Source organism: Streptomyces shenzhenensis, assembly GCF_003688995.1.
Classification (GTDB): Bacteria; Actinomycetota; Actinomycetes; order Streptomycetales; family Streptomycetaceae; genus Streptomyces; species Streptomyces shenzhenensis_A.
Genome location: NZ_PENI01000030.1, coordinates 1 through 14,624, shown reverse-complemented (window position 1 = coordinate 14,624; position 14,624 = coordinate 1). Strand labels below are relative to the sequence as shown.

The 14,624-nt window shown below is 73.1% G+C and carries 3 protein-coding genes; all 3 read right to left on the bottom strand.

The window, feature by feature from the left end; all coding sequences use genetic code 11:
* Entirely contained in the window at positions 1-9,105 is a 9,105-nt protein-coding gene (locus CTZ28_RS34380) for a non-ribosomal peptide synthetase (RefSeq protein WP_121893656.1), read from the bottom strand.
* Positions 9,105-13,082 (bottom strand): non-ribosomal peptide synthetase, encoded by a 3,978-nt coding sequence (locus tag CTZ28_RS34375; protein WP_121893736.1) that lies wholly within the window; start codon positions 13,080-13,082, stop codon positions 9,105-9,107. Before CTZ28_RS34375 ends, CTZ28_RS34380 begins: the two co-directional genes overlap by 1 nt.
* A 1,258-nt stretch (positions 13,083-14,340) precedes the next feature.
* The coding region (locus CTZ28_RS34370) for a VOC family protein (RefSeq protein ID WP_121893735.1) at positions 14,341-14,624 on the bottom strand (284 nt) is incomplete at its 5' end.

Below are 14,624 nucleotides of genomic sequence, written 5' to 3'. Positions count from 1 at the left end.
TCAGGACCGTCGGACGGGGTCCGGCTCGTCGGGCGGGGCCGCCGCCGCGAGGACGGCGGCGATGTCCCGGACGTGGGGCTCGGTGACGAGTTCGTAGTGGTCGGCGTCGATGCGGTGGACGCGCAGCGGCCGGGGCAGATGGTCGTCCCAGTCGTCCGGGGCGGTCGGTTCCGGCGCGAGGTGTCCTTCGGCAACGAGGCGTTCGGCGAGCCACACGGTGGTGGGTGTGGCGTCCAGGCGCGGCACCCGGTGCTCGGCCATGGCGGCGAGGTTGGCACGGCAGCAGCGCGCGAGGCGTTCGGCGTAGCTGCGGCCCGGCTCCGTCAGCGGTCCCGCGCCGTTGCCGCTCAGCTCGCGGGCGAAGACGGCGTCCACCTGCTCCTCGTCGTAGGCGGCGAGGCGTCGCCCGGCGCCGGGCGGGGGCGGGTCGAGGAGGTACAGGGCGGACACCGCACGGTTCTCGGACTCGGCGAGCGCCGCCATGGACAGGGCGGTCCACGCCCCGAACGACCAGCCGGCGAGCCGCAGTCGGCGGTCGGGGCCGGGAAACGCGTCCCGTACGGCGGCCAGATAGCGTCCGGCGCGGTCGGTGATCGACCAGGAGGGCAGCGCGGGGTCGCGCAGCGCCGGGTCGGCGATCAGACAGACCGTCAGATCGTCCGGCAGGGCCGCGACCAAGGGGCGGTAGGCCTGGATGTCACCGCCCACCGGATGCACCAGGCACAGCACGTCTCCGCCCGTGCCGGGCTGCCACACCTCCACGTCCACGGCGTCCGGCGGCCGGGCGCCGGTGCCGAGGTGGCCGAGGATCTCGGCGAGACTCACCCGGTGGCTGAGGCGGGACAGTTCGATGTCGGTGCCGAGCCGGCGCTTCACCTCGTCGAGGAGTTCCAGGAGGGTCAGCGAGTCGGCGCCCAGGTCGTACAGTGCGGTCTGCGGATCGATGGTGTCCACGCCGAGCAGGTCGAGAAGGATGCCGGTGAGTTCGGCGGCGGGGTCGTCGACCGCGGCGGCCGGGCGCGCGTCGGGTACCGGTTCGTAGAAGACCGGCGCGGTGGCCAGGTCCGTGGTGTTGACCATCAGGTGCGGCAGTTGCAGGTGCAGGGCCCGCTCGAACACCGCCGCGCCCTCCGCGGGTGTGAGCGCGACCGCGAGATGTGCCTGGTGACGGGCGTCACCGCGCAGCGCGTCCCGCGCCATGCCGACGTCCCGCCACACGTCCCAGCCGATGCTCATCCGCACGGTGGTGTCTCCGTCGGGGGGCGCGTGGTGGGCGTAGGCGTCCAGGCAGGCGTTCGCCGCCGCGTAGTCGAACTGGCCGACCCCGCCGAACCGGGCGGCCATCGACGAGCAGAAGAGCGCGTGGTCGGGGTGGTGCCGGGCGATGAGGAGTTCGACGAGCAGCGCGCCGCGCAGCTTGGCCGCCGTGGCGCGGCGCGCGGTGCCGGGCTCGCGCCGGGCGAGGAGGCCGCCCGCGGCGGTTCCGGCGGCGTGGACGATGCCGGTGAGTGCGCCGAGGTGCGGGGCCAGCCGCTCCGCGACCGCTTCCGGTTCCTCGGTGGCGAGGTCGGCGGGTACCAGGGTGACGCGGTCGGCGAACGCCCTGAGCGCGGCCGGCGTATCGGTGCCGCGCGCCACGAGGACCACGCGGTTGCCGGGGTCTTCCAGCAGGCGTGCGGCCAGGGTGCTGCCGAGGCCGCCGGTGCCGCCGAGCACGAGGTGGGTGCCTGCGGCGGCCGGGCGGACCGCGGCCGGAACGGCTTCCGGCGCGGGGACGGGCTGGATCGTGCGGCACCACCAGAACCCGTCGCGCAGCGCCGTCGCCGTCACCGTCTCGGGGAGGGTGGTGTCGAGGAGCAGGTCCGGCAGCCGGGCCGCCCAGTCGACGGGGCGGGGTCCTGGCAGGTCGGCCCAGCGCAGGGATACGCCCAGTTCCTGCCGGGGGACTTCGAGGGCCGCGGCGAGCAGGCCGACCTCGGGGGTGCGGACGGCGCCGGTGACCGGCTGTGCCCCGTGGGACAGCAGCCAGGCGCGCGGCCGTCGGCCGTCCGGGAGGTCGGCCAGCGCCAGGGCGAGCGCGGCGACCGTGTCGAGGCAGGCCCACTGGGCCGTCTCCAGGGCAGAGGTGCGCGGGCGGCCGTCCAGGGCGAGCGGCAGCGCGTGCAGCCAGTCCACGTCGGGTGCGGTGGGGCCGGTGACGCGCGTGAGCAGGGCGGCGAGGTGTGCGGGCTCGGCCGGGTCGGCCTCGTAGCGGTCGTCGTCGAGGCGGACGAAGGCGTCACCGGCGCGCACGGTCACGATGCGGGCGTAGTGCGGTGCGAGGAACCGCCGCCACGTGCCGTCCGACTCGGGTGCGGTGACGACCACGGCGGTACGGCGGGGTTCACGGGCGGCGACGCGGGCGCGGCGCAGACGCGTCCACGACGGCTGGTGCAGCCATTCGGCCGCGGGCAGCCGGACCGCCCCCTCGGATGCGGGTGCTCCGGCCGGTCCGCCCGCCGACGGCGCGGGCTCCGGCCGATCGGGTGCGCGCGGGAAGTCGTAGTCGGCCGTCTCGAAGGCGGGCGGCGGGAAGTCCCAGGGTGCGGAGGCAGGGCCCGCGGGCCATACGAGGGTGTGTCCGGCCGTCCATGCCTCGGCGAGGGCGTGCGGGTCGAGGCCGTCGACGGGCAGCGGGGTCGATGAGGGTGGCGCGGTCACCGTCAAGGAGCGCAGCCAGGCGACGGCGGAGGTGGCGTCGGGGCAGACCGCCGCCGCGCGGTGGCCGAGCGCGGCCCTGCCTGCCTGGAGGTGGCGCAGCACCCGCGGATAGGCGCCGGGATGCGCGTCGAGGTAGTCGGCGATGCGGCGGGCATCGGCGCGTACGGCGGCCGCGGAACTGCCCGACAGCGTCAGGCAGGGCACTGTCTCCGGCTCTCGCGGGGCCTGCGTGTCCTGCGGCTGTTCCAGCAGCACGTGGGCGTTGGTCCCGCCGATGCCGAAGCTGCTCACGGCGGCCACCCTGGGCCGGGCCGCCGGCCAGGGCTCGGCCGCGACCGGTATGCGGAACGGGCCGTCGTCGATCTCGGGGTTGAGCCGGTCGAAGTCGGCCGTGGGCGGGATGACCCCGTGGTGCACGGCGAGCACGGCCCGCACCAGGCCGACCACGCCGGCCGCGGCGCCCAGGTGTCCGATCTGGCTCTTCACCGACGACAGCGGCACCCGCGCGTCGTCCGCCAGTGCGTAGGCCTGGCGCAGCGCGGCGGCCTCCACGGGGTCGCCGAGTCGGGTGCCGGTGCCGTGTGCCTCGATGTACCCGAGGTCGGCGGCGTGCCGGCCGCTGCGCGTCAGGGCGGCGCGGATGGCGGCCCGCTGTCCGGCGAGGGCCGGGGTGCTGTAACCGAGCTTGTCGGAGCCGTCGTTGTTGACTCCCGATCCCGTGAGGACGGCGTACACGGTGTCGCCGTCGCGGCGGGCGGCGGCGAGCGGTTTGAGGACGACGACGCCGGTGCCGCTGGCCGCGACGGTGCCCTCGGCGTCGGCGCTGAAGGGCCGGCAGTGTCCGTCCGGCGAGAAGATGTGCTGCGGCCGGTAGGTGTAGCCGTCGGTCAGCTCGGTGTCGACGAGGACGCCGCCGACGAGCATCACCTCGGCATCGCCCTGCCGCAGCATGCCGGCGGCGACGTGCACGCCGACGAGGGAGCTGGAGCACGCGGACTGGATGGTGAACGCCGGGCCGGTGAGCCCGAGGTGGTAGGCGGCCTTGGTGGCGAGGAAGTCCTTCTCGTGGTGCTGGGCGAGGCGGAAGGCGTCGGGCAGCGCGCTGGTATCGCCCTCGCGCAGCATGCGCTGGAAGTAGGTGTTCTCGCCGCAGGAGGTGACGATCCCGACCCGCCGGGTGGTCGGGTCGCCGAGACCGGCGTGGGCGAGTGCCTCGACGCAGTTCATCAGCAGATGGCGTTGCTGGGGATCCATCAGCCGGGCTTCGTGCGGGCTGATGGTGAACCGGCCCGGGTCGAAGGCGAGCAGGCCCGCCAGCTGGCTGCGGGCGCCGGTCCTGCCGTCGGTCGCGGGAAAGTGCTCGATGCCCCGGCGCCCGCTGGTGACCAGGTCCCAGAAGGCGGCCAGGTCGGGCGCACCGGGCAGGCGCACGGCCATCCCGACGACGGCGACGGGTTCATCGACGGCGGTGGGTTCGTCGAAGGCAGCGGGTTCGTCCGCTCGTGCCGCATCCGTCCCACGGGCCGGACCGGCGGCGGTGGCCCCGTCCGTGATGAAACGGGCCAGCGCGCGGACGCTGACGTGCTCGAACAGATCGGGTACGGAGAAGGGGAGGTCGCCCTCGCCCGCGCATCTCAGATGGAAGCGCATCAGGTCCAGGCTGGTGGCCCCGGCGTCGAAGAACCGCTGGTCCACGCCGGCCGACTTGCCGGTCGCCGTCTCGAACAGCTCGGCCAGCCGTCGTTCGAGGGGCGAGGAGGTGTCGGCCGTGGGAGCGGTCGGCAGCAGGTCACGGCCCGGTGCGGTGAGTGCCGCCCGGCGGTCCAGCTTGCCGCTCGGTGTGCGCGGCAGGTCCGCGAGCAGGCGGAAGCGGGCGACGCGTACGTAGGCCGGGAGCAGGCCGGCGAGGTGTGCGGCGAGACCGGCCGGGTCGGGGTCCGCGCCGCGGCACTGGAGGACGGCCAGCAGCCGGCCGTCCTGTACGGCGGCGACGGCGCCCGCCACCCCGGGGTACTGGAGCAGCGCGGCCTCGACCTGTCCCAGCTCCAGCCGGTGTCCGCCGAGTTTGACCTGGCCGTCGTCGCGGCCCGCGTAGTGCAGCAGGCCCTGCCGGTCGAAGTGTGCCCGGTCGCCGGTGCGGTAGAAGGTGCCGAGGCCGGGGTCCTCGACGAACCGGTCGTGGTGTGCGCCGTCGTCGCCGAGGTAGCAGCGTCCGGCCATGGGGCCGCCGATGAGTAACTCGCCGGTGACACCGGGCGGTACGGGGAGGTCCGCCTCGTCGACCACGCGCAGCACGGCTCCCGCCACCGGGCGCCCGATCGCGGGGCGCAACGGCCAGTCGGCGGGGTTGCCTTCGAGGCACAGGCCGCTGACGACGTGGGTCTCGGTCGGGCCGTAGTGGTTGAACAGCCGGGCTCCGGAAAGCCCCGCGAACCAGCGGCGGATGGCGTCGGTGCACACCAGTTGCTCGCCGGCGGTCACGACGTCGCGCAGCCTGGACGGGAACCGCCCGAGGCGCACGCCGTGTTCGGCGAGCAGGTTCAGGGCCACATACGGCAGGAAGATCCGTTCCACGGCCCCGTGCTCCAGCTGCTCCAGCAGGGCCGGAACGTCCTGCCGCCAGGCCGGTTCGATCAGGCGCAGCTCGCCGCCGGAGCACAGGGTGGTCAGGATCTCCTGGAAGGAGACGTCGAAGGACAGCATCGAGAACTGCTGCGTGACGGCGGGCCCGCGCAGTGCGCCCTCGGCCCGCTGCCAGGTGAGCAGGTTGCACAGGGTCCTGTCGGGTACCTGGACGCCTTTCGGGGTGCCGGTGGAGCCGGACGTGAACAGGGTGTACAGCGGGCGCAGCCCCTGGTGCCGGTGGGGTACGCGGGCGGCTCGGGGCGTGTCGGTGCGGGTGACCGTGTGCCGTGGCAGGTGGGGCGGGGCGATGGTGTCGAGGACGCCGGCTGCCCCGTCGTCCTCGGGGGCCACCAGGACACACAGCGGATCCGCCTGGTCGAGCACGTGGCGCAGCAGGGACGGCGGATAGGCGGGGTCGAGGGGGACGATGGTCAGGTTGAGCCGGGCCGCCGCCAGGAGCGCGACGACATGTTCGACGGAGGGCTGGAGGTAGAGGGCCACGGCCGCCGGCGCGGCGGGATCGGCCGGCCGGAAGGCGCTCAGCGCCGACGCCAACTCGTTGGCCTGCGCGTCGAGTTCGGCATACGTGAGGGTGGTCCCTGCGCGGGTGACGGCGGGGGCTTCGGGGGTGCGGGCGACCTGGCGGGCGAATCCGTCGGCCACGGTGGCGAAGTCCGGCTCCGACTGCGCGCCGCGGCCCGTGCCGGCGGCCAGGGTCCGGCGGTGGGGGGCGACCAGTTCGCGCAGGGTGATCCCGGTGCCGGCGGTCAGGTGGTCGAGGGTCTCGCTGAAGAGCCGGGCAGCGGCCTCGGCGCGCTCGGTGCCGATGTCGTCGCGGTACTCCCACAGGCAGTCGAAGCCGGACTCGTGCTCGACCACCGACAGGGTGAGGGCACACTTGGCGCCCGTCGGCTCCGGCCAGCGCGGCCGGACCTCGCAGCCCGCCAGGCGCAGTCGGGAGAACTCGGTGTTCTCCAGCACGAACAGGTAGTCGAACAGCGGGGTGCGGTCGCGGAACGCCCGGTCGGTGAGGACGTCGGCGAGGGCGACCTCCTGGCCTTCCAGAACGGCGCGTACGGTGCCGGCGTGCGCGGCGAGTTGAGCGCTCAGGGTGTCGTGCGGCCGGGCGGTCGGATCGAGGAGCACGGTGTTGGCGAACATGCCGACCGCTTCGGCGAACTCGGGGCGGGGACGGTTCGCCACCGGGGTGGCGACCAGCGGGCGGGTCTGTCCCGTCACCCCGTACAGGCTCGCGGTGAACGCGGACACCAGGAGCTGGAACCTGGTCAGGCCGGCTTCCGCGGCACACCGGTCCAGGGCGGTGCGGCGGACCAGGTCGAGGGAGGTGCGCAGCAGCCTCGCCCGCGGTCGGTCCGTTCGCCCGGGAACGGGCAGGGAGGGTGACAGCGGTGTGTCGCCGCCGTAGTGGGCGAGCAGGCGCGTGCGGCGGCGTTCGTAGCCGTCACTCGTGTGCCAGTCGCGTTGCCAGCGCGCGAAGTCGAGGGGTGTGGTGTCCGGTGCCGGGCGGTGGCCGGCACCGGCGTACGCCACGCTGAGGTCATGGAAGAGCAGGTTGAGGGACCAGCCGTCCACGGCCACATGGTGCAGGTGGACAAGCAGGAGACCGCCGTCGGACCGCTCGGCCCAGGCGGCGCGGAGCATCCCCGGCTCGGTGAGGTCGAAGCGGTGGGCGAAGAAGCGGTCGGCGGTGTCCTGCCACCGCTCCCCCGGCCGGCGATCGAGCACTTGCCAGGGGTCGTAGGGCTTTTCGATGCGCTGGAGCAGCCCGTCAGCGGCGGGGACCAGCCGGGTGCGGAGGGCGGGGTGCCGCTCCACCAGCGAGCGCACGGCGCGGTGCAGTGCTTCGGTGTCGACGGGGCCCTCGATCCGGAAGACGAGCGGCACGTCGTAGGAGCGGTCCTGCGGGTCGCGTACGTGCAGGAGCCAGAGGCGTTCCTGCTCGCCGGTGGCCGGTGCGACCGGCTCGCCCGTGGCCGGCGGCACCGGCGGGTGCTCGCCCGTGCCGGGATCCGGGGTGTGGACCGCGTCCGCGAGGGCGGCGAAGTCGGCGCGCAGCACCAGGTCCTGGGGCAGGTCGACGGCGAAGCGGCCGAGGATCTCGAAGCGGAACCGCAGCGCTTGCAGTGAGTCGCCGCCGCTCTGGGCCCAGCGGTCGTCGGGGCGCAGTCCGCGAACGCCGAGGATCTCCTCGGCGACGTCCAGCACCGGCCGCTGCTCAGCACTGATGTGCGCGGCACCCGCTCGTGTGCCGCGCCACGGTGTTCCCGCGGCGCCGAGCAGGGCGGCCCGGTCGACCTTTCCGTTGCCGGTCAGCGGGAGCGCGGTGACCAGGTAGGTGTGGTGGGGGCGCATGTACGACGGCAGGGCGGTGGTGAGGTGGTGTTCGTAGCCGTCGAAGGCGAGGCCGTCCCCGGCGACGAGGAAGGCCAGCAGCTCGTTGCGGTCCGCCGCGTCGCGCCGGGTGCACACGTATGCCTGGCGGACGGCGGGCAGGGTCAGGATCTGCCGTTCGACCTCGCCGGGTTCGATACGGAAGCCGCGCACCTTGACCTGCCGGTCGGCCCGGCCGACGTAGGTGACGCGTCCGTCCGCGTCCCCGCGCACGAGGTCGCCGGTGCGGTACCAGCGGCGTGTGGTGCCGCTCCCGTCCGGCAGCTCGACGAAGCTGCGTGCGGTCTGCTCGGGCAGGTTGCGGTAGCCACGGGCCAGGGCCGTTCCGCAGAGCAGCAGTTCGGCCACTTCGCCCGGCTCCGCGGTGCGGCCGTCCTGGGTGCGCAGCAGCAGGCCGGTTCCCGGCAGCGCGGTGCCGATCGGGATCGAGTCGCCGTCGAAGTCCCGTGGGATGGGGTGGCAGAGGGCGAACGTCGTCGCCTCCGTCGGCCCGTACACGTTGTGCAGGACGGTGCCGGCGTCGGGATTGGCCTCGTACCAGCGGCGTATCACTCCCGGGTCGAGCCGTTCGCCGCCGACGAGGACCTGGGTGGCGTCGGCGAAGCAGTGGGGCGCCTTCTCGACGACCGCGTTGAACAGGGCCACCGTGATGAACAGGGTGTCCACGCGGCGCTCGCGCAGTACGGCCGCGAGCCGCTGCGGGCTGTGCACCTGGGTGTCGTCGAGCACGACGCAGACGCCGCCGGTCAGCAGCGGGGTCCACACCTCGAAGCTGAGGGCGTCGAAGGCCGGGTTGGCCAGGCAGGCGTAGCGGCGGCCGGGCCGCAGGTCGATATAGCCGGGGCGGGCCAGCCGCAGCACTCCGGCGTCGGTGACCTCGACGCCCTTGGGGCGGCCCGTGCTGCCGGAGGTGTAGAAGACGAAGCCGGTCCCGGTGCTGCCGTCGGGCGCCGGCGCCGGCCCGGCCACCGGCTCCGGGGCGAGGAGCAGGTCGGCGTGGACTCCGCCGGGGTGGGCGGTCTGTCCGTCGTGGACCACGATCACGGCACCGGAGTCCGCGAGGATGTGCTGTTGCCGGTCGTGCGGGCTGAGCCGGTCGAGGGGGACGACGGTGGCCCCGGCGCGGCGGATGCCGAGCAGCACGCAGACCAGTCGCCAGGAGCGGGGCAGGCAGACGGCGACGGCCTGGCCGGGGCCCACTCCGCGGTGGCGCAGGTGTGCGGCCACCCGGCCGCTGAGCCGGTCGAGTTCCGCGTAGTCGAGGACCCGGGTGCCGTCCTCGACGGCGGTGGCCGTGGGCGTGCGGCGGGCTCGGTCGAGCACGGCCTCGGCGAGCGAGGCGGACGCCGGGAGGGCGGAGGTGTCCATCAGGCCTCCCCCACCGGCGCGGCGACGGCGTCCGGCCGCGGTGTCAACCGTGGGTCGTGGTGGGCCAGTTCGGCGGCCAGCAGCGCGGCGACCCGGGCGGTCTCGGTGCCTTCCAGGATCTCCCAGTGGTCGCACTCCATCGTCTCGACCCGGAACTCGCCCTGCGCGCGCCGCCGCCAGAAGTCGCGGACCTGGGCGTGGAAGGGGGTGTCGGCGCCGTCCGGCACGGCCTGGGCGAGGACGAGGCGGGCCGGGGAGACGGCCGGCACGTGGTCCCGGGCGGTGAGCCTGTTGTGGTTGTAGAGACGGAAGTAGCGGTCCACCTGGGCGTCGTCGATGCCGGGATACATCCCGTTGAACCTCACGAGCTTCTCGCGGAACTCGGCCGCGTCGACGGTGGTGATCGCTTCGCGGGCAAAGGCGTCGTCGGTCGCCTGGGTGTCGAGCAGGACGACGCTGACGTCACCGCGTCCGGCGTGACTCAGCCGGCGTCCCATCTCGTGGGCGACGAGCCCGCCGTAGGACAGCCCGGTCAGCACGAGCGGCCCTTCGCCGAGCGGTTCGAGCAGGCGCAGATATGCCTCGGCCATGGCCGCCACCGTGGGCAGGACCTCCTCCCCGGGGTTCACGCCCGGGGACTGGATGCCGTACAGACCGGTGTGTTCGGGCAGGAAGGCGGCCAGCGGGAGGTAGCAGAAGGCGGTGCCACCGGCGGGGTGCACGCAGATCACCCGGGGGCCCGTGCCGCGGCGGAACTCGATCAGGCTGCCCGGCGCACGGTCGGTGCCGTCCGCGCGCAGCAGCGCGGCGAGCGACTCGATGGTGGGGCGCACCATCACCTCGGCGACCGGCAGTCGGCGGCCGAAGGTCTCGGTGACGTGGTGGGCCATCTTGATGGCGGAGAGGGACGTGCCGCCGATGTCGAAGAAGTTGTCGCCGACCCCGATGGCGGGGTGGAGCAGGATGCGCTGCCATATTCGGTACAGGGCGTGTTCGATGTGGTCGCGTGGGCTGGCGGTGTTGACCTGGTCGGACGTCTGCTCGTGGGCGAGCCGCAGCAGTGCGGGGCGGTCGAGTTTGCCGCTGCGGTTCAGTGGGAGGCCCGCCAGGTCCACGAGCACGGCGGGGATCATGTAGTCGGGCAGGCTGTGGGCGAGTGCGGTACGCCAGTCGCCGCTGAGCGGCGCGCTCCCCCGGCCGACGCCGGCGACCAGCCGGGGCTGGCCTGCCGCGTCGCGGTCGGCGAGGACGACGGCTTCCCTGACGCCCGGCAGACGCATCAACGCCGCCTCGATCTCGGCGGGTTCGATCCGGAAGCCGCGGAGCTTGACCTGGTCGTCGGCGCGTCCCGCGTAGTGGACCTGGCCGTCGTCGCCCCAGCGGGCGAGGTCTCCGGTGCGGTAGACGCGGGCGCCGGGGACGAACGGGTCGGGCAGGAAGCGTTCCTCGGTGAGGTCGGGGCGGTTCAGATAGCCGCGGGCCAGGGACGCGCCGCCGAGATAGACCTCGCCCACGACGCCGGGCGGGACCGGCTGCATATGGGCGTCGAGCACATAGCAGCGGGTGCCGGGCAGCGGCCGGCCGATGGGGCAGGGGCGTTCCAGCGGGCGGGGCCGGTAGTGGGCGGTGCTGTACAGCGTCGCCTCGGTGGGGCCGTATCCGAAGCAGACGCGCAGGCCCGGCAGTTGCTCGGTCATGCGGTGCAGTGCGGCCTCGGTCAGCGACTCGACACCGGTCAGCAGCTTGCGCAGGTGCAGTCCGCGCAGGCGTGCGGCGGGATCCTCGTCGATCCACCGGACGTAGGCGGGTGGCAGGAACGCCTGTGTCACCCGGTGTTCGCGCATCCAGTCCAGCACGGCGTCCGGGTCCGCGCGCAGTTTCTCGGGGACGATGTGCAGTTCCCCTCCGATGGTCAGGGGCAGCAGCAGTTCGTGGATCGAGGCGTCGAAGGCGATGCTCGACCAGGCCGAGCCGACCTCGCCGGGGGCGGTGCCCATCCGGTCGTGCCAGACCGCGAAGAGGTTGAGGACGCTGCGGTGCTCGACGGCGACGCCCTTGGGCCGTCCCGTGGACCCGGATGTGAAGATCACGTAGGCGATCCGGTCCGGGGCACGGTCGACGCCGGCCGGTGGACGGTCCCCCGTCGCTCCCTCGGCCGCCACGGTGCTCAGCTCCAGCCACTCTGCGGGGCGGTCACCGGTGGCGTGGTCGCTCAGGACGACGGGGCAGCCGGCGTCCTCGACCATGGCGGCGAGGCGTTCGAGGGGCTGTCCGGGATCCAGCGGGAGGTAGCCGGCCCCCGCCTTGAGGATGCCCAGGATGCCGACGACCAGGTCACAGGTGCGTCGCGCGTGCAGTCCCACCACATCACCGGGCCGAACGGAGCGGGCGGCGAGGGCGTGCGCAAGCCGGTTGGCGCGTCGGTCGAGGGCCGCGTAGTCCATCGCGTGCTCGTCGTCGACGACGGCCGTACGCGTGGGATGCTCACGGGCTCGGGCCTCGAAGAGCTCCGTGATTCCCGTCGCCGTGCGCAGGGCGGTCGCCGTCGGATCGGCCGGTCCGGCCGCACCGGGGTCCTGTGTGGCGTCCCCCTCCCCGATCAGTGCCTGGCGCTCCCGCTCCTCCATCAGTTCCAGAGTGTGGATGTCGCGGTCCGGGTGCCGGGCCATGTCGGTGAGCAGATGGCGCAGGTGTCCGGCCCAGCGCTCGGCGGTGGTGGCGTCGAAGAGGGCGGTCGCGTGGTCGAGGTGTCCGGTGATCCGTCCCCCGGACTCGGTCGCCGACAGGGCGAGGTCGAACTTGGCCGGGGCGTGCGCGATCGGGAGCGGCTCGGCCGCCACCCCGGGCAGCCGCAGCAGGTCGTGCCGGTCCGGAACCCAGGCCAGCATGGTCTGGAACAGCGGGGTACGGGAGGCGCTGCGCGGCGGGTTCACCAGCTCGACGATGCGTTCGAAGGGCAGATCCTGGTGGTCGAGGGCGTCACGGACGACCGCACGGGTACGGGCCAGTGCCTCGGCCGCGGTGGGGGAACCGGACAGATCGATGCGCAGCGGAAGGGAGTTGACGAGGAAGCCGATGAGACCGGCGGCACCTGGTCCGCGCCGGCCGGCGAACGGGCTTCCGACAACGATGTCGTCCTGCCCCGACAGCCGGGACAGCAGGGCGGCCCAGCCGGTCAGCACGGCGACGAACAGGGTGGCTCCCTGGGACCTGGCGAGGTCGCGGAGGGCGGCCGTGACGTCCGTGTCCAGAGCGAACTCGACGCGTCCGCCCTCGTATCGCTGCTCCGCCGGACGCGGGCCCCGAGTGGGCAGCTCCAGCACGGGCGGTACCTCACCCAGCACGCGTTTCCAGTGGTCCTCTTGAGCGGCGAGGGCCCCGCCGAGCACGGCCTCGCGCTGCACCTGCGCGTGGTCCGCGTACTGCACGCCGAGTTCCGGCAGATCCGCCGTGCCGTCCGCCACCGACGCCGTGTACAGGAGGGAGACCTCCTTCATCATCACGTTCATCGACGCGCCGTCGTAGATGCTGTGATGGAACGTCAGCAGCAGCACATGGCGTTCGGCGTCCAGCGCGATCAGCCGGCCGCGCCCGAGCGGCCCGGCCGCCAGGTCGAACGACCGCTCCGCCTCGGCCCGTTGGCGCTCGGCCACGCGCTCGTCGGCGTCGGCGTCTGCGCTGAGATCCTCGAAAGTGAGAGCGAACCCGGCTCCCGGCGGGTCGATGTGCTGGCTCACACCGCCCGCCTCGGCCACTAACCTTGTCCGCAGAGTCTCATGACGGTCGGTCAGGATATCGAAGGCCCTCACCAGGGCGTCTCGGTCGAGCGGTCCGGTGAGCGTGAAGGCGAGGGTCTCGTTGTACGCGGCGTTCGCGCCCGGGAGTTGAGCCAGGAACCACAGTCGCTGCTGGGCGAAGGAGGCTGGGCGGACGCGAACGGGCCCAGCTGCGGGAACGGGGTGGGGTGTGTTCTGCACCGGCAAGGCCTGGCCTTCCTATGGGGGGTGGGACCGGGGGCGGACCGAAGGCGCAGCGAATCACGGCACCGTGCGGAGTGCCGTAATCGGGAGAATGTCGATCGACGGGTGAGACGTGCCGGAGAATACGATGGACTTACCTGGTCACAGTGATGCGCCGTTCATGTGAAGTTCCTTGGGGTTTTCCGTGACACACCCGTGATCATCAGTCAGACCCCGAGAGCATGTCAATACTTGACTTGTCTTCATGTAGACGCGAGATCGCGAATACCCGCAGAACGGTCACTTGAGTAAATAGACAGGCATACTTGACGGTACGGCCAGGAACCAGCCGGGGCCCGTAGCCGGCCGGGGACAGCCACCTGGCACCAGCCCCAGGATCACGCTCACCACAGTTGCGTGAATCGCCGAGTCACGGGCGGGAACGGGAATTGTATCGGCGGTGTTTCCTGGCATGGCGAGCAGCGGCGACACCGGACCCTTCTCACCGAGCACGGTCCACATCGTGACCCCACCACTTTTCCGGGGGCGTATCGACCTCACCGGCAGTTCCGTCAATCTGTGGGGTGCCCGAAGTACGGCTACAACGCGATCGCGCGGTAACTCAGCGCGGCGCCGACGATCTCCCCGGCGGGGGCGTCCAGCAGCTCGGCAGGCGAGTGGAAAACGGAGCGGCCCGCGGGCCGGCGGAGGAGTCCATGTTCCGGCGCGCGTTCGCCTTGATCGGCGGGGGGGACTCGACCAGGTCATTGATGCCTGGCTTGACACCAGGGCGACCCGGACCGCGATCCCCGCGGCCTCGGCCGTGAGCATGGGACACGGCCGCCGGGCCTGCCGCGCGATCAGGGCCGTGCCGGCGCCGCCCACGTCGCGCAGGTCCGCCGCACGGTCACGGAGCAAGGCAAGAGGACCGTCGAGGCCGTGTACCTCATTGCCGGCGACCGACGCGCCGATCCCGCGACACTGGCGGCCCGGGTCCACGGACACGGGAAGATGGAAAACCAGCTCCGCTGGGTCCGCGACGCGACTTGCCAGGAGGATAAATCCGCAGGTCAAGAAGGGAAAACCCGCGTGACGGCCTCGCTGCGGGGCCTGGGCGTCAGTCTGCCGTGCTTGGGCGGCCGGGCCGGCATTGCCGCCGGTGACCGCCATCACGCCCGAGACCCGCCGTGAACGCTGAAGCCGCTTCACACTGCTTGAGCGGCTCTGCCGTGTCCCTGGCGGCCGGTCTGCCGTGCCGGGGACCGGGCCGGTCGGCTCAGTGGCGGTCGTGGAGGGTCACGTGGTAGCCGTCGGGGTCCGCGAATGTGAAGGTGCGGCCGAACGGCCCGTCGATGGGTGCTGAGACGATCGTCGTGCCGGCGGCGGCGAGGGCGTCGTGGATGTCCTGCGCGTCGGGGGCGTGCAGCCACAGCGCCATTCCCTGGCCCGGCTGCGTGATCGCGTCCAGGTCGACGCCCGCGACGACGTCGCGGACGGCGAACGCGATCGGCTTGGTGTCGAACACGACAGCGTGCGGCGGTCCTGCGTCAGAGCGCTTCA

Bases quoted from the DNA above. Each gene is read 5' to 3' on its own strand.
- CTZ28_RS34380 (WP_121893656.1), bottom strand. From the start codon at position 9,105: ATGGACACCTCCGCCCTCCCGGCGTCCGCCTCGCTCGCCGAGGCCGTG.